This is a genomic window from Cohnella sp. (assembly GCF_041640265.1).
Lineage (GTDB): Bacteria > Bacillota > Bacilli > Paenibacillales > Paenibacillaceae > Cohnella.
In genome coordinates, this window is record NZ_JBEQAP010000008.1 from 63,811 (window position 1) to 84,172 (window position 20,362).

Consider the following 20,362-nt stretch of genomic DNA (forward strand, 5'->3'; position numbering starts at 1 on the left):
TTACTTTAAACCTTATTTCCGTAAAACTTCATCAAGCCTTTTTCTTATTTTATCTAATTCTCCACTCCCAGTTGTAGGCAATCGAAGCGGAGGAAATCCGTATTTTCCTAGGATTCCATCCTTTAATTGATCTCGCGCAGTCTGTTGAGGACTATCCTCATGAAATTTGAATCCGTCCACTTCTATGACAAGCATCGGGTATTTATCTAGCTTGTGATAAATAACAAAATCCACCGAAGCTCTATTCTGCACATATCTCTTTTCTTTTTCATCTAGTTTATCCGTGCCATTCAATAAGTTTTTAAGATACATCTGAGTCACAAATTCAAGACTCTTATATTGTTCCTCCTGCAATATTTCGTACAGTAAGGTTGTCATGATGTTTTCAGATTCATACTTGGAGCGTTGAAAGAGCCTTCCTTTGAATTCTCTCAGCTTTTCTGAGTACTCCTTATACAATAAATCAAATACGGAAACGATCTCACTTTCGACGATGTTATCGTCCAAAGTACTGTATTCCATATATCGAATCAAATCTCCAACTTCGCTATTAAATTTTCGAAACAAAGCGTTATCCGTTACCAATATGAATTGGTGTTGAGCCCTAGAAACCGCTACATTAATCTTGCAGGGATCATTCACGAATTTCATTCCTATTTTACCTGCTCGAGTAGAATCCAGTACCGTAGAGAAAATCATGATCGGTTTCTCTCGACCTTGATATTTGTGAATGGTATCACTCTCGATTTCCTCGTACAACTGACTAATCGCTTTGTCGACCTGCTTGCGGTAAGGAGTAGCAAACCCAATGTCCGAGTATTTCGATACGGCTGAATCTAGATCCACTAACACCTCTTGCGTGATTACATCCAATTCCCGCTGATTAAACTTACCTTTACGACCATGCGTTACTTCTCTCATATGATTACCGGCGGCTGTACGATAGATCAGAAGTGGTCGATCCTCCTCCTTCTCCGTTGTAAAAGCGATCAGTTTACCGTCATAATACTTCTGATTACAGAATTCTATAATTTGTGGATGGCAGCGGTAATGTTCCTTCAACATTACTTTGGGTATTTCATCACCGTAAAGCGCCAACAACGACGACAAAAGATTGTGGTTAAAATAATCGTAAGCCTTCTCCACTTCTCTATCAACTGTACCCAATTTCTCTTTAATTTTTAGATTAACAATCTGAGGTAATTGCTTGGTGTCTCCTACGATAATTGCGTGCTTGCAGCATGATAATGCTAGAGCACCCGTAAGTAGATCCACCTGCGATGACTCGTCAATAATGACATAATCGAACAGAAATCCATCAGGAATGCAATTTCTGAGAGAATGCGTCGTGCTGAGTACGATAGGATACTGATCAATAAAATCATCGAAATTGTTTTTATATGACATAGCGTTTGCTTTAATCGGTTCAAGCTCATGATATTTTACATGCAATTTATGACGAAACAGTTGCTCTGAATATTGTTTGTGTTCTTGTAGCAAAGGCTGAAATGATCCTTGATCCAACTCTCGTGCTAGCTCTTCAATTCGCTGAGTTAATTGATTAATCTTCAACTCGTAGTACTTTCTTTGGTAATTAAGAAGCACATCTATTTCCTGATCTTTTAATTTCTTAAAGTCAAAATAGCCATGTTTAAAAACGAGTTTGAGGTTATGAATAAAACCACCAATTCGCCCTCGTCCCTCAACAATTCGATTATCGACTAAGAATGACAAGATATTATCAGGCGTTTGACGGTAAAAGGATAATTTTTTTATTTGCTCGACATCCTGCTTATCATAATAAACTTCAAAATGTTCCTTCTCTAATCGATACGCTGACAGTTTCTGTTGGAGCATGGCTCTTTCATTCTCCAACTCCATAAGATTATGAATACGGCTATTTAGCCTCTGAATCTTTAATACCAGCTCGCTTACTTCTGTATCGCTCATCCATTCCGAAACATCCCTTTGTGGGAGATTGGCAAAAAACTCTTTTTTATTATCGTTACTCCCAAGCGATGCTACTAGAAAATGATAACGTTCAGACTCTAACTTATCCCTTACATTTTGGACTGCGGCATTATTGCCCGAAACTACAGCTATTTTCATATTCTGCATGCCTACAAGATTGGCAATGATATTTAGAATTGTTTGCGTTTTACCTGTACCCGGAGGCCCTTCAATAATCGAGAGTTGACTTTCTAGGGCATTCTTAAGTGCCTCCTTCTGACTAAGGTTAAACCGAAATGGAAATATTGTGTCTGAAACCAAAGGAGGATTTCTGCTCACAGGGGCTCCGTTAAGGTAAGTGTTCAACACACTTTCGGGAGCAACAATAAAAAGTCTATCGTATTGCTTTTTTAAAAAAGATTCTTGGCCTGGGTCCTCGTCACCACTTAAGACGTGTGGAGAGATTTTTCTCCAATAATTCAAGATTTGATAACTCTTAGGCATTTCACTGCTATTAAAATCATTATCAATTCGTATCGATTCCTTATCGAAAATATAACTTTCGCCATTATTACATTTAACTCGAATCTTAGTGCCGAAATCCATAATGCGACAGACGTTATATAAAAAAATATTGTCCTTGTAGACGGCCATGCTCTCTGTTATTTCTTTAATTACCGGGTCTTTCAAGAATGTGACGTCTTGTTGTTGGTAAGGATACACTTTGGATGAATTATGGTATGTGATCCTATACAGAGATTCTTGAACTTCATAAGATGCAATTTCATTGGTTTTATCTTGGCCTTTGACTATAAGCAGATGTTTGTTTTCGTCCATTGTGCACCCTTCCACTTCGAAACAATGATGATTGTAGTTTTCAAAGAATCAAATATTTGCTCCTTTTTTTACTCGAATAAAATACGAGCTTTTATCCCATTCTGGTCAAGCAAATATAGCAAACCACCACCGTCAATCAGTTCGATAGGCTTATCCTTCGCAAAATCATGTGCATCTGGGCCGTAGCCCTTGGTCGTTACCAAAATGCCCTTGTTAGCCCCTTCATTCATCATAGTGCCATACAGATCCCTAACTGCAGATACGCCTACGGTATTTTTATAACGTTTTGCCTGGATGACCACTTTACCGCCAACAATTGGTCTAGTATCAAACGCAACACAATCTACCCCACCGTCTTTTGATGAACGAGTCTGTTTAGCATCTAGTCCCATTCTGGAAAATAAACTGGTTACAAGATTTTCAAATTGGTAAGGGTTTAGATCCATTAAATTAGGAACATTACTTAGTGAATCCAACATATCCTCATGATCAACGAATCTCCTGTCAACCATATCAAACTCAACAACAGGTTTAACAGCCTGCATTTCAGCAGGTCTCGCGGACACTGAAGCACCAAGATTACGCAGACACACAGATTTATCAATTCGACTCAGATCAAGAGCAAGAAACTTTTCCTTCGTTACTCTTGTAGAAATTAAATAAGGAGTAACATCCTTTCCGGTAGCAGGATCGACTGTGTTTACGAATCCGCTAAAGACGACAACTTCCAATACATTCCCTTGATCCGCTTCGAGCACCTCATGTATGGAACGTAACGTTATTCCCGCCACAATATCCAAGTATATATCTTTAATTTCCTGGGGCTTCCTAGGTTTCTCACTTATCTCATCTTTACTTTTTGTATACTTATATTCTTCTACGGCCGGCACGATTTCCTTGGTAGGCAATTCATAATCAATGACAAGCTCTTTAGAATCGGAAATATACGCCACACGAAAAGTTTGGGGGAAACCTTCCGGATAATCCGATCTTTCAAGGACCATGTTATTATAAGCTATCACTGCTTCGCGTTCACCATTTCGATAGTCTTGTTCGAATTGATCAACTTCTAGATTACGCTCTTTAACCTTGAACTCGAACCTTGATTTCTCTTCATCGTATGTGGACTTAAGCTTATTGTACTTTTGAAGTCTTTCATTTTCGTTCTTCTGATATTGTGCAAAATCCAATTCATATTGCAACTGAACAACTTCTAACGCTTTCTTATACCGATTCTCGGCACCAGGAACTAACTTCCCTACTACTCCAGGGGCCTTGACGGATTTCAAGTAATCATCTTTCCGAGGCCTGATGTGTGGATTATCAAGCTCTTGAGGAACTTGAAACTCCTTAAATTTTTCCGATATTCTTAAAGTATTAAAAGAAATCTTATCGTTTACTTTTAAAGTGTGTGCAAGAACGCCGCTTAATTCTCTAATATACTCCGAAATATCAGTGTTTAAATCCTCGACCTCTTCAACTCGTCCTTCTATATACGCTGCTTTGGCTTCTTTCTCCATTGCCTTAGCTTCCTTCTGCATTAACGCTTTGGTTCTTTCCCTGTCTCTGTCGGCTCTGATAGCGTCCTTCTCACGCCTTTTCCTATCTGCTTCAGTCATTCTTGACTGCCTAGCATACTCTCTTGCGATAGAATTCACCAAACCGGAAAACCCGCTTCTTCTCGCCACTATCGTCACCTCATAATCTGTAATTAAATACCTCAACTTTAGACCTATGCTATAATCTTGTTAATTCGACGAACTTCAGGGAAAACCTTCCTTTTTTACTGATATAGCCACATTGTAAAGACCTAGATTCCTCCAAACGTCTTAACAAAACAAAGACACTGACTTTGCGTTATCAGTGTCTTGTTTCCTTGTTATTATGATTAATACAATCTACTAGAGTTTGTTATTACCTAATAGCATCTCGACAAATCTTATATCCGCTTGAGCCCACTCATACTCGCTTAGTTCGCTCCGATGCACCCAAAGATACGCATCATGGTCCACAAGGCGAATTGTGCCAGATAATTTTTTTGCCAAGTAGGCAATTAACTTGATGCGTGCTGTCCCATAATCATACTCATTAACTCCAAACCAAGCATAAGGCTCTATCTCAATCCCCATCTCTTCCCGCAACTCCCGTACCAAACAAGCTTCCGGAGTCTCTCCCATCTCGATCTTCCCACCGGGAAACTCCCACAGGCCAGCTTGGGACTTCCCCATCCTCCGTCTTGCGATCAGGATCTGCCCTTGCTCATTCTCAATAATAGCCGCAGCCACTTCGATCATCCACTTCACTTCGCCTTCCTACACGATGACTTTATTCGCTGCCGGTACCATTGCCGGAGGCATATCGACCCTTAGCCGCCATATGAAGCTAATCGGTTTGTTCGCCTCATGCTTCACGTACTCTGCCTCACCCAGAAAAACAAACGGAGAAGTATAGTTGTGCTCCTCCTTGTACTCCCGAACGAATAAGGCGATTCGCGTCCCCAGTTGCTTATGATGAATGTAACGTTGCGCCGTCTTGGAGTCCTCGGAAGTTCGGCTTTGCGTTTGCCAGTGGAACAGCCGCTCGTTTATCGCATAATCCTCATATAGCGTGGAAGGCGAGAAATCTTTATCCGACTTATTGAGCGTAATGAAGAAGATATCCGTCATTTTCTCCTCGAAATACTTCACGCCCTCACGGAAACTTGGCGCCTTCTCCTCGTTCCAATAACCGAATGCTGCCAAAATCTGATCCATCGAGTAGCTACAATGGATGTCCAGCGGGCATGCGTAATGGAACTCGTTGGGCTTGTCTACAAAATCGAGATGCGACAGCTTGTACTTCAGTACTTCGATGACCTCTTCACGGAAGGCGGGATAGGCCAACGTCTCTTGAATCGCTTGATCCACGCCAGCGAACCCATTCTTGGTTGGTTCCGAGCGGTAGAAAGTGTAATAGAAAACGTTCAGCATCAGTCGTTCCTCTTCGGATCGCGGATGCATTCCCTCTTCCAGATAGGCCAGCAAGAACTTCAATAGCCTCCGGGAATTTAGGTTAAGCAGCGCGGGCACCCTTTTGGCGACGAAATCCGAATTGCTCCAAGTATATCCCTCGCGGGTTTCCACAACTCCTGCTTCTTCTTTCAGTCCGTTAAACGTGCGATTCCCAGTCCTGCCACCGTACAACTCGTACAGGCTAAGCCCATGATAGTGTACAAAATTCTCGATGGAAAGTTTTAATCCAGTATTATCCTCAAAATATTTCATCTTGTGAATCAAGCTTCTGCGATTCGTGATCGCTTGTTTAAGGTTGCTAAGGATATACGCCTTGGCCTGTTTCTCCAGCTGAATGAAGCTTCCTCTAGGGAGAATGGAGAAACCGTTCTCTACATAATGCTGAACCGAATGCTTCGTGTGCCCGATCAAAGCGCGGAACTTGTCCTGGAAATTATAATCCTGATGGGCTTGTCCGATAAAATCGAGCACGGTCAGGCATTCCTTCCCTTCCGCGAGCCTCAAGCCTCGTCCCAATTGTTGGAGGAACACCGTCAAACTCTCCGTAGGTCGAAGGAACAGAATCGTATTAACTGCCGGGATATCTACTCCCTCATTATAGAGGTCCACGACAAAGATCATCTTGATTTCTCCGCTCGTGAGCCGTGCTCTCGCTTGCCGGCGTTCCTCATCACTCGATTTACCGTGAAGCGCGATGGCTGGTAGTCCGGCTTCTCCGAACACTTTAGCCATATAGATCGCATGATCGACACCGACGCAGAATCCAAGCCCTTTCACCTGATCCATGTCGGTGACATACTTCTTCATGCTGTTAAGGATCTGCATCGCCCGAATCTTATTGTTCGTGTATAAGTTCTCAAGCTCAGCAAGATCATAACCGCGTCGCGACCATTTTACCTGAGATAGATCGACTTGATCGGTCACGCCAAAATATTGAAAAGGACTCAACAGCTTCCGATCGATTGCATCCGTCAGGCGGATTTCGGCAGCAATCGTATCCCCGAAATATCCGAGAATGTCTTTGCCGTCCATCCGTTCCGGCGTCGCGGTAAGCCCGAGCAGAATTTGGGGCTTGTAGTAGGATAGCAGCTTCTGATAAGAAGGCGCTGCAGCGTGGTGAAACTCGTCCACGACAATGTAATCGTAGAAGTCCGGTGTTGTACGATCCGTTAACCGCATCGAGTTGAAGCTTTGAATGCTTATGAAAAGATGATCCAGCGATTGTGCTTGGTTGCTCCCCACGTGCAGTTCGCCGAAGTTAAGGTCCTTAATGATGTAGCGGAAAGTATCTCGGCTCTGTCTCAGAATTTCTTCCCGGTGGGCGACGAAAAGCAGTCTGGCTTGCGGTCGTTTCTCGGTGAATCTCTTGTAGTCGAATGCCGATACGACGGTCTTGCCTACCCCAGTAGCTGCGACCACGAGGTTATAATTACGCCCATATAACGTTCTCTGAGCATCGAGCTTCTCTAGTATTTCTTTCTGGTAATCGTAGGGCGTAATCTCGAACGGAAAATAAAGCGAGCCTTGCTCACCTGATTTGTTGGGGCGGAGGGCTTGCTGCAGTAATTGTTCGTGCTCCGTGTCGGATGGTGTGAAGCTACGGAATTCCCGATCGTTCCAGTAGCTTTCGAACGTCGCCTCGATTTTCTTCAGAACATCGTAGGAATCCTTTTCCGTGACCTTCAGATTCCATTCGAGGCCGCTTGTAAGTGCAGGATTGGATAGGTTGGAGGATCCGACATATGCGGTTGTAAATCCGGTGTCGCGCTTGAAAACGTAAGCTTTAGCGTGCAACCGCGTCCGTTCCGTATCGTAGGAAATTTTGATCTCAGTGTTAGAGAGCTTGCTCAGCTCGATAATCGCTTTATAATCAGTAGCTTCCATGTACGTCGTCGTAATGACTCGAAGCTGGCCGCCGTTAGAGGTGAACGCCTCCAGTTGCTCCATCAGGATGCGAAGTCCACTCCACTTGATGAATGACACGAGAAAGTCGATCCGATCGGAGGTCACGATCTCATGTTTCAGCTCGTGCAGCATGTTCGGCTCGGAGTGGGAGCCGGTGAACAAGGAGCTCTGGGATAAAGGGGTCGCTGGGCGGATGACTTTCTCATCCTTGAAGGAACGGATGTGATTAATCTTCGAGTAGATATAGGTAAGTACTTCACCCTGCTCATCGAGCTTCAACAGCTCGCACTCTTCCTGTCCTAGACTGTTCTTCAGGGTCGCGATCATCTCGTTGCAGGTTTGTACTTGAGCGAGAATGAGATCCTCGCCGTCGTTTGTCTGCTCGCGCACCATTTTCAAGGCTCTTCGTGTCACCAGACCGATATAGCTGGAAAGCAGCTTGCGCGCTTCTTCGACGTCGAGCTTTTCTTTGCCTATCTCGAACTCGGATGTATTTAGAGAGGTTAGTTGCTTTGCCGTTAGTTGGTTGATGACTTGCTCGTAGAGTCCTTGTTTCATTAAGGGGATGTTCCTTTCTATTTGCTCTTGCGAATAACGACGTTTGATTTATCCTTCATTAACTTTATATCTAGCAGGTCCTCTGAATACTTCTCGAATATGCCATTCAATAAACGCATCTTTGGGATGATAAACTGGGCGTATTGGTGAACGAATTCTTTTCCCATGGAACCTCATGAGCCACTCCTCGAACCCCTGTGTTCCATGTGCCTCTTCTGCAACAAGCATTTGTCTTTCACCCGTTATAGTGAATACCCCTCGGTCAAACAACTTATGATGTAATGAGCAAAGTGCAACTCCGTTTTCCTCTATATCTGGTCCGCCTGCTTGATGCCATTGAATATGTGCGGCATCCACTGCTATCAGATTATGGCCTAGTCTTACATTGAATCCGCATATTGCACAGCTAAATTCGTAGGCACGTAATATTTTGTTGCGAAAGTCAGGGTCTCGTCTACGTTTTGTTTCCAGTAATAGCTGAAAACCTACCTCTTCCACTAAGTCCTGATGTATCGTCTCCGGAAAATGATCGTTAAGCAATTGGTCCGCAATTTCCTGAATGAGTCTACCGTTCCCCTTCAACAGATTGAGCACATCATCTGAGAAGCCACCTCTAGCATGATCATCTATTAACTGCTTGTCGGAAAACTGTCTCTTGTTTACCTGAACATTCAGCTCCCAGATGCCATCCGTCGTCAATCTTACGAATGGCTCCTCCGGGTGATAGGACTTCCTCGAAGGACCGAATTCAAAGAGAAGCTTCCTTAGTTTCAATCTAACTTCTTCATAGGGCAGATGAATTACATTTTGCTGAAGTTGACCCAGTGCATACAAAAGAAGCAAAGGTTTATGTGGTGCCCTTTGCCCATTCTTTTTCCATATCGATAGATTGGAGATTTTTTTCTTCAGTTCTTCAGCATTCATTTTCTATACCTCTAAACATATCGACATTTGACATTACTTGTTTAAATTCGTCATTAAGCAGGTAAAAACCTCCAAGTCATACCTCAACAAATTGATCTCTGCTAGATGTGCATTAAAGATATACGATTCGAAAATTACTATTTTGGATTTCAAAGCGGATGATTATACGTTTGCTAGGGGGAGTTCTCGCTTATTTGAATTTGTCACAGTAAAAATAGGGCTAGAACTAGCCTATCAGGAGTTTACGGATCGGTTGCACCGTAACAATGATCGTTCATTCCGTCTCCTAGTAATAGAAGAACTTGGTTCAATGTTAGCGTACTACGACAAGAAAGAATCAGAAGCAATTAAATCAATGATCGGAAACATGATATTTATGGGAAGAGCTATAAATTTTCATTTAATTTTATCTACACAACGACCGGATAGCACTTTATTTAATGCTGGAGTTCGTGATTCTATGTCTACTATAGCTCTTGGCAATTTATCAAAAGAGGGAAAGAAAATGCTTTTTAGTGAATTTAGCGAATTGACTGATGAAAAGCATGTTCAGGGCTCTGGTTTTATGCTAGTAGACGGCTCGAAACTATTTAGCATAAAGGTTCCATTAGTCAAGAACGTCAAGAAACTAGAAGATTATATCCTTTTGGGGCTAGGCCGCTAAAATGTTACATTTGGAAAACTATCCTACAAAAGCCTCATGTGGCGTGTGGGCGGCGGCGTGGGCAAAGCCCTAAGCCGTTCGTCCACAGCCTGCCTCGCGAAGCGAGGCGTTTGCTTAGGGAAGTACTACCCTAAGCAATCCTCCGTCGCTTGTCGCAAATTACTTCCTTACGTTAGGAGCGATAGACAATGTCTCAGGACAAGCAAGCCTGTAAATGGTAGATCACAATAAACAATCCACTGGACAAGGGCTATGATCATAACAAAATCAAAGAAGTACTAGCTGCACTACAGTCACTTGTATATTACTGCATGGCTGACGAAGCAGGTCAAACCCACCACACGCATCTTTATATCGTTTGTTCTAGCGCGGTTCGTTTCAGCACACTGAAAAACAAGTTCCCCATAGCCCACTTAGAAATCGCTAAAGGGACTTCTGAACAAAACCGTGATTATATCTTCAAAAGCGGTAAATGGGAAAACGATAAGAAACATGGTACGGCTATCCCTGGGACGCAGGAAGAATTCGGAGAAATGCCTATCGAAAGACCGGGCGCTAGAAGCGATCTAGCCGATCTCTACGACCTCATCAAGTCTGGTGCATCTAACTTTGAGATTATGGAGCAATGCCCAGAGTACTTGTTACACACGGATCGTATAGAACGTGTAAGACAGATCGTTAAAGCAGAGGAATATAAAAATAAATTCCGAGAATTAAATGTAAGTTACGTGTGGGGTAAGACAGGAATTGGTAAGACGAGAAGTGTAATGGAGAGGTACGGTTTTTCAAACGTTTATCGCATTACGGATTACACACATCCATGGGATGGGTACGCTGGGGAAGACGTTGTGATTTTTGACGAGTTCCACTCTCAGTTAAAAATAACTGATATGTTGAACCTGTTAGACGGATACCCTCTGTCTCTGCCATGTAGATATTCCAATAAAATCTCTTGTTACACTAAGATCTATATCATATCCAACATTAGCTTCGATCAGCAGTATGCGAATATAAAGATCGAACAACCTGCCACATAGGCTGCCTTGAAAAGAAGAATTCATAAATTTGAATTGTTTGGACATCAGATTGAAAGCGATATTTTATCGAAGTTATTTCCAATAACACAAATAAAAAAGCAAATTAATAGTTCGAGGCACTTCCTTCAACGGAAGTGCCTCGTCATATTTCAACTATAATGGCAGACTATTTATTCCCTTTTGCTCGGTTATGAGTTTTACATAACATTTTACAATTATTAACATGTGTTGCGCCACTTTTACTCCAAGCTGCAACATGGTCTGCATCCATTTCGTTTAATTTCCAAATCTTTGTTTTGTTTGCATCATGTCCTAAAGCACATAGCGGACAGTTTGACTTACCCTTTGACTCGGTTTCTTTAGTTTGCTTTATGTAAACGAACTTCTTTGTTGCTTCCTCAAATACTCGAACTTCAAGCAATTTGGTATCTTGTGAGCCTCCAAGAATATATTCAAAAATACCCTTCCGGTTCTTAATATATGGATCACCGTAAAGTTCTTTTAACTGATCAGATATTTTTTTAGGGCTATACGCCTGATTATGATATTTTTCGTAAAGTCTACCCCATTCAAGTCCACGCATCTCGCTTTCAACATCAGTAAATACGCTGGATACCCAATCAATCACGCTATTAAAATATTGTTTTAGTTCATTTATATTTTCGTCAGTGCGATGACGGCTCATGTATTCACTAATATTGCCCTTACTTACCCAATCCAGTGCACATTCTAAATATTCCTGTCGGTTAGCACTACCCGATACATATGCACTCCATTTTTGAATATTGGCATTTTGACTATTACTGAACTCGGCTTTAGCGAGCGTAACAAATGGGCCAGAATATACAGCGTTGAGTAATTCTTGATTATTTAGTGGAACTCCAGCAATATTAATTGTTTTAAACCACTCTTTTATCTCACTTTCGGTACCCTCACACTCGTAAATGAGTAGCTTCGTATCCAGAATCTTATCTTGCTTGTCTTTTGCCATTCCGCTAAAATACTGTTCCATGCCGTTTTCATCTTTGATGGCAAATTTGTTAGATACAAATCGTCCGATACTGGTGATACGCTGTTGCCCATCCAAAACTTCAAAATTGCTGTCACTCACTTTGTTAAAATAAATCAATCCTATAGGGTATCCTTTAAGGACTGAGTCAATGACAAACATTTCTCTTTTGCCTCCGTCAGACGCATATATATAGTTGCGCTGGTACTCCGGCTGAATAGTCAGCGTGCCGGACAAGCCAAACAACCCCTTACCTTCAAGTTCGTTATAGACGAACCCTTCGCAAATTTCTTTGATAGAGATGCTAGTTTTAAGAGTTGTTTTCATGTTAGCTCCCCTTGTGCTTAATAAAAATTCTTTTTTTAAGCCATCTTTGCAACTCCATTTTCATGGTAACCGGCTGTTGGATTACCTTCCTTATATGCTCCTGTGCCGCCAGCTTTATAATAATCATCAACAAATTCTTTTGTTAAACCAGGTGTTTTCTTTAATTCGTCATCAACTAGACCATTATCACTTGTTCCTAAAATCTCGAACTGCTCCGGGCTATATTTATCTAAAAAACTAATCGGCACACCCATTACACCGCTATAGTCACTCGGAATAGCATCAGTAAATGGCACTTCTATAGCATCATAGTTGTCATATTTAATATACTCTTCTTGACCTTTTATTCCTTTGTGTTTGCTTTATTTCAAGTTGTCGCTCATTGTCATAAGTGGCAATGGTTGGTGGCGCCTTCCATGGTCGAGGTTGGTAAACCAACAAACATTGCGGAACTTCACTAAACCTGTTGTTGAATCGAATACTCCCGAAGCGAAATCGCGTGTATTTGGTGTAAAAAAGTATGCATTACCAGCATGAAAACCATTTCCTAGCCACAACTCATTATTTTTGACTAGTGGAAATATCATTCATAATACCTTCCATATGTTAAGAAAAAAGTTCCTTTATGTGTTTACCACCTAAAATAGTACACCATTCTACACAATGATTCCATAAAGATATAATAGAAGGACAGTTAAGGTATCTTTATTCGCCCTAACTGTCCTTCTATTAGTTAAAAAAATTATTACTTCAATTCCATCAATCAGTCGATTATCTTACCAAGGTGAACTGGATTTTTGTTTTTCTAGTCCTGATTTTTTAGTTTTTTTAATGGTATTTAATTCATCTCTAATTTCAAAAAACTTTTTTCGAAACGATTTTACAATCTCAATTGTAATTGGTTCTTCACGCATTGTATCACTACGATTATGCGCATCAATAAATCTAGAGAGTTGACCGTGCATATCCACTATTTTTCCCGCATTCATCTCGTCCCAAGGCACTTCGTTGAGATTACTTACGCGTATATAATCATCATGTCTTTGGATAGTTTTGTTGAATAGAACTTGCTCTATCAAGGCTTCACAACCACTCCTTAGCAAACTAAAACTATCAATAAGTTTTTGTTGCTGTTGCTGATGTTGATCATCTAATAGTCCTGCTTCAACAATTAATCGATCAACTTCTTGAATTATTACTGCAAGAGTAGAAAGTTTAGGGCTGCTATTTAATGATATCTTCCCTGGGCGATTTCCAACACGCTGAATCCAATGAGCTTCATATGAAGTGTCAAGTTCTGAAGATATATCAGCAAGATAACTTAAAAATACTTTATCATGCGTGAGGATTATTACTTGACGTCTTGCAGCTTCTATGACTAGCCTGTGAGCAATTTGTCTCTTTCTTACATGATCCAAAGATGTCACTGGGTCGTCAAAAATAATTCCACTGTTCCTCTTATCGAGTGAAATCTCAGTTAAAAAATCAGCCAGTGCACAAACCCTCTGTTCTCCTTCACTTAATATCTTTCCCATTTTATGATCAGCAGAAATATTTAGCCTCAATTCTTTGACCGTTGAACCACTTGTCCCTCTTGTAGTTACGGATATTCCAAAGTTACAATCCAATACTTCACATTCTTCAGCAAATTTACGCCTATATTCTTCAGTAACAATTTGATCGAATAGTTCTCTTTGTTTCGTTGTTATTTGTCGCCTAGGAAATGTTATTCTTTCACATGAATTTAGCCAAGATTGGTTTTTAACATACTCAATGACTTCTTCTTTTATTTGTGTGTATATCTTACAATGCGTAAGTAGAATCAATTCTTCTTCTAATTTTTTGATCTCTAACTCCGGATTACCTAATAATTCAATTTGCTTTTTAATTTCTGATATCATTGTAATTAATTTCTCAATAAATAATGGTGCAATTCTCGGGTAATCACTTACTTCAAGACGTTCTGTTTTCTCCTTAATATTTTCGTTAATAACGAATGAGTTCTCAATCTGTTCTTTTAAATGATTGAAATATTCCTCATCTATTTCTTTAATAATTCTTGCACCTGGAGAATCAACATTGAATCTTGGAAACTCAATTTTTCCGAGTAGCTGTTTATGCTTCTCTAAGTTTTCTTTTGCAATTTTTAACTCATTCAAAGATTTCCCTTCTAAAAAAACCCAATAGCGTTCGAATAGCGATAATTCCTCATTTCTTAAGCCTTGTTTGCAAAGAGGACATTTAGTCAAAGCAAATTGTGGATTAAGCTTCTTTTCATTGTCGAGTAGAATTTTAGCTGCGCTAATAAGTGATTTCCACTCTTCAGATCCAGTAGCTAAGAACAATTCATCTTTGAACGAACTTTCCCCTATCCTTTTCGAAAGATCCGTTTTTTGATTAATTTCGTTAATATACGATATTGAAGTGGTTATATAATCCAAATTTAATATCGAATTAATAATACCAAGCTTTTCAACTAACTCTTCGACTTCCTTAACCTCAAGGCTTAACTGTTTTTTCTTCGATTCAACATCTAGTTTCCGAAGACTCTTTAACTCTTCTTGTATAACTGCGGTTCGTTCAACATCACTTGCTGAATAATTCCATTGATTAATTTGTTCTAATGTTATCTTATGATCTAGTTCACTACAAAACTTAGTTACTACACTTTCACTCTCGAAACGGCCGACTGTTGGGTTTTGCGTCATACGAAACGTTTTTTCGTGATTCAATTTCTTTTCCAAATCATTGAATGCCTCGATTACATATTCAAAAGCCTTTAATTGAATTGGAGTAATCGTTACATTCGATGTGCTATTAATATGTATTTGAACACTGGAAGAATCAAATACTGAAAATCTCTGCAAGATATCGTATTTTTCATCTTCTTTATAATTTATTGTTTTTTGCTCTTCCCCAATAGTTAGCCTAAAATCTGCTGAAGCCTTAGTTGATTTTGAAGTCTTTGATTCTCTGAGATTTGGAAGTATACTCTTATCTCCACGCGAGAAACAAGCAGAGCTTAACAATCGTGAATAACCAGACTTACCAGACCCATTTTCACCGTATATTAAAGTAAGGCTTTTTCCAAATGCTAACTTTTGATCGGAAGGTAATGCATTGACATGCTTTAAATTAATTACATCTTTAAGATAAACTACTTGATCATGCTCCTCTGAGATGTTTGTCTTAGGGATGCTTTTAAAATTAATTGGGGTACGCTCATGCTTTTTCTCACTTACGTAGTCCTCCATTAATAATTTGAAAATTTCCTCTATTTTTTCATCATCAAGCTTACCCTCTTTAATTATAAAAAACCAAACTTGTTGTTCCCAATTTGGTCGTGAATCTAACCATTTTTCCATATTACTTAAATCGAGCATCTTAACACCACCAAAATTAATTATTACTTGAACCTTTCTACATATTCCAACAAATTCCTCCATCGAAAACTAAAATAAGAGGACAGCTAAGAAATATTATCTTAACTGTCCTCTTATTTATTTAATCCAAACTGTTACTGCAAATCCACCAAGTAAGTATGTTGTGTTCGTTTTTAGTAAGGTTGGTGGAGGCGTGGGGAGTCAAACCCCTGCCCGAAGACAACTCCACATGTGCTTCTACGGATGTAGTGACAAATTTAATGTCACCCTAGTGACTCCCTGTCACCCTTCTTACCGCTTGCCTTCTCAACATGTTCGACTCTTATTTTCAGATCAACAATATTCGCTTTGACTAACAAATTGTAAATATGAATAATATCTTCATTATTTAAAAAGGGTTCAGGATATTCGACAGCTAAACGAATGAGCTTCCGCCCAATAAACTCAGATAGCTCAACATCATAAACGATTAACTCGTTAGAGGATATTTTTCTCAACTCTGGATCAATACTAAATCGGCACCTCATCGTAAATGAAATCATAGAGATGAAGTTTAACTTCTTATAAGACTGTGTAATATTCTCAATCGCCTTCACATGACCATAATTCTGCCTTAGTGGATTAAACATTTTAAACTTATTATTTACGAACCAATTCTTGTCATCTCTCTTTCCTTTAATCTCGCCGCTGTAATTTTTAGTTTCAATAACAAATAATCCATACGGTGAAATAACCAGATGATCGATCTGAGAGTAGCCCGTTCTTGACTTCGAATTTGATACTAGTAGGTCGCTCAGATATTTACAATCCTTCGGCAATTGATCAAGTTGAATATTGATTTTGTATTCGCCCAATTCACCTTTTCGAATAGATTTACTATTGTCTCTAATGGATGAAGGAACTTTCTTATTAAGTGGTTGGGGCTTTTGAATGCTCTTATTATTCTTGAAGAAATCCATGATTTTCTTAAACACTCAAGATCCCATCCCTGTAGCGATTTGTTGAGACTATCTTTTCAAATGCTCCAAAATTTGTAATGTCCTAAAGAATGGGTTCCCAGAATCATGTGTTTGTTTTCTTGCAAGCTCCCTTAATTCATCAACACACTTTGTATATTCATTATTGATGATTAGTTGTAATTCTGATACTGTTTTCAACTCATTTATAATATATCCTTTCGGAACATTCGGTGACCAAAACATATAAATCTTAGTATTGAAATCTGATAAATACTGTTGACCATAGTCTTTTTGTCTTTCATGTTTTGCAAGTATTTTTGCCACGGTAGATTTATTTCCATCCCCATATAAAAGCCCTGAAATATGAGTTGTGACCTCACATAAATAAACAGTTTTACTTTTAAAGTCGAATCCAATTACATCAAGTTCATTTAATCCTACTAGCCCACCACCAGGAGGTCTTGCATTATACTCGATAAAATCACATTTCTTTATTAATTTCAAATATGCTCCGACTATATATTCTCCAATTTCAGTTTTCATTATTTCTATTAGACCTCCCACGACACACCATATTCCCACTATTCATAATAACATAGGCTGGATAAATTTAGGTCGTAGTCTGCAAATTGATCTCTCTGTTTTCCAACCCCAACAATTCATAGAGTCTTTTTCCCTCAAATAAGGTGCCAGTTTTTCATGCATTTCCGCTGCCGTTAGTACCAAAAAGAGAGCTCCGAAGAGTGTATGTAGCGTTATCTGGACTCCGAATCGGACCTGGGAACCGCTACAATTAGCGCGGCATTTCCTTTGGCCAGCTTCAGCCTCTCTATTTGCCGCTTAATGGAATCGTTCTGAAGCATTGCAACCGCTCGATTAGGCAAACGTTTTCCCAGACAGTCAACGAGAATACTACGCTCTATTTAACTGCTTCCCCTTCAACTCAACAAGTAAAGCATGAAGCTGCTCCGTAGCAAGCCCGTGCAACACAAGGCGGAACCCCGCCTTAAGTGTCGTTAACGGCACCATCGGGTGCTTGTTATTAATAAGTGCAAGTCGATCATTGCTGCCGATAATCTTGGAAGCAAGAATGCCAATCGTTTCATCAAGCTGCAAGGAATTGGTCGCGCGCCAGAAGTCATTATCCGTTAGAAACATTTGATAGACCGGTGTGAAGCATTCAATAGCCGTCGTGAGATCAAGGAAATTGGTCCACCGGCGCGGCATCGGCTCAATCGGAAGCGAGGTCGAAGTAATCGCATCGAAATTTAGCCGCTCTTGCTTTGTCACCTCTTTATTATTTTCGCGCAGCTGGCGATTGAGATTAATGACGAAATTATATAAGTTCAGATCGTGAATGAGGAATAGATCATCCTTCACAGGTTCAAGACTCGTCGGCTTAAGCGGATTCATTGTTATTTGCACGCCAGGGACGTTGTCGCGGATAAATTGCAGCACCTCGGAGCCGAGATAGAAGTGCCTTAATATCATATAATTGGCGCTTGGGCTAACGAAATTCTTCATCCCCCAATAGAGAACGCGGTGTAGCAGCTTGGAAGAAGTAAAGGCTTTAGGAATGATAATCTTGTAAATTTGCAGCAAAATAATGAGCAACCGCGCGAAAGGTCTTAGAATAGGTAGTAAAAATTGCCGAGATTTGCTCGAACAATCCCTGAGGTAAGCAGCCTTCGCCTCTTCGTTGAAGGGAATACTCTGATCCAGATAGATTGCTAAGAACGGATTGGGATCGTTCTTATCATGAGGCATATTCTTGAAGTAATCAGCTTCACTCATACGTTACCCAGCTCCTCTAACTGTAAAAGATACAAGCGCGCTGTGGTCTTTGCTGTCTTTACCATTCTTGCAGCAATGTCCGCCGTTAGCATCGGATGCTGAACGACTTTCTCCAGCCGCTCGAAATGCTTCTCATCCGAGTCACTGTGATAAAGCAGGAACGATACCTGGTCGTCGCTCAGAGTGAGCTGATCACGAATCATCTCTCCCCAATAACGTGCCATTCTACAGCCAAGTCCTTCAATGATCCACATCGCGCCGATGAGATCATACGGATTATCACGGCTTGCCCGTTGGAACAAATAGGCGGACAGAGCTTCGCTGCCTATATTCTTTTCCCCGGATTGAATGGTTGCCAGGTCGCCTCCGACAGCGACGTAATTCCGCTCCAAAATTTGAAAATCCCGATGTTCGTCACGAGCATGGGCAATAAACGTCGAGCGAAGATCAATCTGCTCAATCGCAATATAGGAGGCCGCACGAGCGATCCACTGCGAGCCGTCGATGACCTGCTGCCGGATATTCTCCATTAGTGCTTTATAATCGTCGAGCGTAAATTTGTTGCGGTATAACTTATGAATAATGGGGACTTGAGCTAGCTTCTGTTCGAAATCGATCCATACTTGTATAAGCTGCCGCACAAGCTGTTCCTGTACAGAATCTGCTGCATTGTATTCGAGATGAGGCGCTATCGGCTGACGTTCCTCGAATTCATGAGCCTCCCCCTGTTCTTCTGCCGAAGAACCGACGACGGTTAGCAGCATATAAGAGGTTTGGAATCTTCCGCTTTCCGGTACCATGCATAGTACCTGTTCACCTGCTGAGAGCTGATCCGTATTCATCAACTCCTCCAGCATAATATAGATCGAAGCAGCTCCTGTATTGCCCTTCGTGTACAAATTCGTAAACCATTTCTCTTCAGGAATATTTAACCCACCTAACTGAAGCAGCCGGAAGATTTCGTCACGGAAGAAATGAGACGAATAATGGCATACCATCCAATCAATCGCAGCAGGATCAATTCGTCCCTCCTCAACAAGCTCGAAGAAACGATTTACCCCGACCTTCGGCATTTCATTAACAAGCCGGATGTCTTGCTTCAGATTAATAGCTCCGTCATCCGCTGCTTCATGGATGGACCGATAATCGAGCCACGAGCTGCTATGCTCGTTCTCCTTATTTACTCCCGCATACATACAGACGTCGTATTTGTTCGCGTAGGATTGGTTGTCGATCCACTCGATGCGCAGCGACAGGCCTTTTGCTGAAGGCTTGTGCTGCAGAACGGCCGCGCCGGCTCCATCCGAGAGCATAAAACGGAGGAAATCCGTTTCAAATGATATAGGACGGTCAATGTAAGCGGCTTGCGCTTCGAATCGGGTATGCTTGAAGGCACGACTCGGAAACTCGCTGGCACAGGAGACTGCTGTCCTGTTCTCACCGGATTGAACATGTAGAAAGGCGTTCTTGAGCGCATGCATTCCGCTGGCGCAGACGCCGTGATGAGTCGCAATTTCCATAACAGGCAGCCTCGTCTCAGCATGAACCATACTGGCGAAGCCGGGGACTAGGAGATCACCCTGCGTTGTAGCTGCAGCAAGAAAGCCAATCTGGTCATCAAGCGCTTCTGCATTTCGTTCAAGCGCATCACGAATCGCTAGTGAAGCCATCTCTGCGTTCGTGTATAGGCTCTTCTGATCCTTATCGATGGCATAATGCCGAAAGCGAATTTGATTCTGCTCAAGAATGCGTCGTTTCGATTTCGAGACTTTACCGCCTACCTTGCCGAGGTAATCTTCGATCTCATCGTTACCAACTGGTGAGCCGGGCAGGAATTTGCCAATGCTTGTTATATAGACTGGATTCATGTCACACCTCATAGATGAATAGTTACTGATATTCATCTCATTATCAACTTAGCCGCATTAATTGACTAGTACTAATATGACGTAGTACCTTGTGGCTCCCAAATCGCGGACACGCCAATTGGGTGGTTCATTCCTT

14 protein-coding genes and 1 pseudogene are annotated in these 20,362 nt (G+C 41.1%); 2 read left to right on the plus strand and 13 right to left on the minus strand.

All coding sequences use genetic code 11. The annotated features are described in order from the left end of the window. Positions 1 to 12: 12 nt before the first annotated feature. The 5 genes from ACESLK_RS08505 to ACESLK_RS08525 form a co-directional block, all read right to left on the minus strand. A complete protein-coding gene (locus tag ACESLK_RS08505; RefSeq protein ID WP_373228834.1) occupies positions 13 to 2,787 on the minus strand; it encodes an AAA domain-containing protein in 2,775 nt (924 codons plus the stop codon). 68 nt (positions 2,788 to 2,855) lie between these two features. Further along, on the minus strand, positions 2,856 to 4,475 hold the full coding sequence (locus ACESLK_RS08510) for a restriction endonuclease (protein ID WP_373228835.1): 1,620 nt from the start codon (positions 4,473 to 4,475) through the stop codon (positions 2,856 to 2,858). A gap of 213 nt (positions 4,476 to 4,688) precedes the next feature. Next, positions 4,689 to 5,081, minus strand: a complete 393-nt coding sequence (gene mutT / locus ACESLK_RS08515) for an 8-oxo-dGTP diphosphatase MutT (RefSeq protein WP_373229005.1) — start codon at positions 5,079 to 5,081, stop codon at positions 4,689 to 4,691. 18 nt (positions 5,082 to 5,099) lie between these two features. After that, on the minus strand, positions 5,100 to 8,261 hold the full coding sequence (locus ACESLK_RS08520; RefSeq protein WP_373228836.1) for a DEAD/DEAH box helicase: 3,162 nt from the start codon (positions 8,259 to 8,261) through the stop codon (positions 5,100 to 5,102). 48 nt (positions 8,262 to 8,309) lie between these two features. Then, entirely contained in the window at positions 8,310 to 9,185 is an 876-nt protein-coding gene (locus tag ACESLK_RS08525) for a phosphorothioated DNA-binding restriction endonuclease (protein ID WP_373228837.1), read from the minus strand. A gap of 37 nt (positions 9,186 to 9,222) precedes the next feature. Here ACESLK_RS08525 and ACESLK_RS08530 point away from each other — a divergent pair, with 37 nt between their 5' ends. Both ACESLK_RS08530 and ACESLK_RS08535 read left to right on the plus strand, forming a co-directional pair. Then, positions 9,223 to 9,849, plus strand: coding sequence for a hypothetical protein (locus ACESLK_RS08530; protein ID WP_373228839.1), 627 nt, complete (start codon positions 9,223 to 9,225; stop codon positions 9,847 to 9,849). A 266-nt stretch (positions 9,850 to 10,115) separates the two neighbouring features. Then, positions 10,116 to 10,886, plus strand: a complete 771-nt coding sequence (locus tag ACESLK_RS08535; RefSeq protein ID WP_373229006.1) for a hypothetical protein — start codon at positions 10,116 to 10,118, stop codon at positions 10,884 to 10,886. A gap of 166 nt (positions 10,887 to 11,052) precedes the next feature. On the opposite strand, the gene ACESLK_RS08540 is transcribed toward ACESLK_RS08535, so the two are convergent. The 8 genes and pseudogenes from ACESLK_RS08540 to ACESLK_RS08575 form a co-directional block, all read right to left on the minus strand. Next, entirely contained in the window at positions 11,053 to 12,222 is a 1,170-nt protein-coding gene (locus ACESLK_RS08540; protein ID WP_373228840.1) for an HNH endonuclease family protein, read from the minus strand. 35 nt (positions 12,223 to 12,257) lie between these two features. Then, positions 12,258 to 12,809 (minus strand): annotated as a pseudogene (locus ACESLK_RS08545) (adenine-specific methyltransferase EcoRI family protein). A gap of 189 nt (positions 12,810 to 12,998) precedes the next feature. Continuing rightward, entirely contained in the window at positions 12,999 to 15,668 is a 2,670-nt protein-coding gene (locus tag ACESLK_RS08550) for an AAA family ATPase (protein WP_373228841.1), read from the minus strand. Positions 15,669 to 15,868: 200 nt separating this feature from the next. Continuing rightward, positions 15,869 to 16,579, minus strand: a complete 711-nt coding sequence (locus ACESLK_RS08555; RefSeq protein WP_373228842.1) for a nuclease-related domain-containing protein — start codon at positions 16,577 to 16,579, stop codon at positions 15,869 to 15,871. Positions 16,580 to 16,612: 33 nt separating this feature from the next. Beyond that, a complete protein-coding gene (locus ACESLK_RS08560) occupies positions 16,613 to 17,107 on the minus strand; it encodes a hypothetical protein (RefSeq protein ID WP_373228843.1) in 495 nt (164 codons plus the stop codon). A gap of 212 nt (positions 17,108 to 17,319) precedes the next feature. After that, complete coding sequence (locus ACESLK_RS08565) at positions 17,320 to 17,448, minus strand: hypothetical protein (protein ID WP_373228845.1); 129 nt, start codon at positions 17,446 to 17,448, stop codon at positions 17,320 to 17,322. Positions 17,449 to 17,476: 28 nt separating this feature from the next. After that, positions 17,477 to 18,358 carry a DUF6999 family protein gene (locus tag ACESLK_RS08570; RefSeq protein WP_373228847.1) on the minus strand — a complete coding sequence of 294 codons (882 nt, stop codon included), beginning with the start codon at positions 18,356 to 18,358 and terminating at the stop codon, positions 17,477 to 17,479. Next, positions 18,355 to 20,226, minus strand: a complete 1,872-nt coding sequence (locus ACESLK_RS08575) for a beta-ketoacyl-ACP synthase III (protein WP_373228848.1) — start codon at positions 20,224 to 20,226, stop codon at positions 18,355 to 18,357. The genes ACESLK_RS08570 and ACESLK_RS08575 overlap by 4 nt, the downstream gene beginning before the upstream one ends. Positions 20,227 to 20,362: the final 136 nt, after the last annotated feature.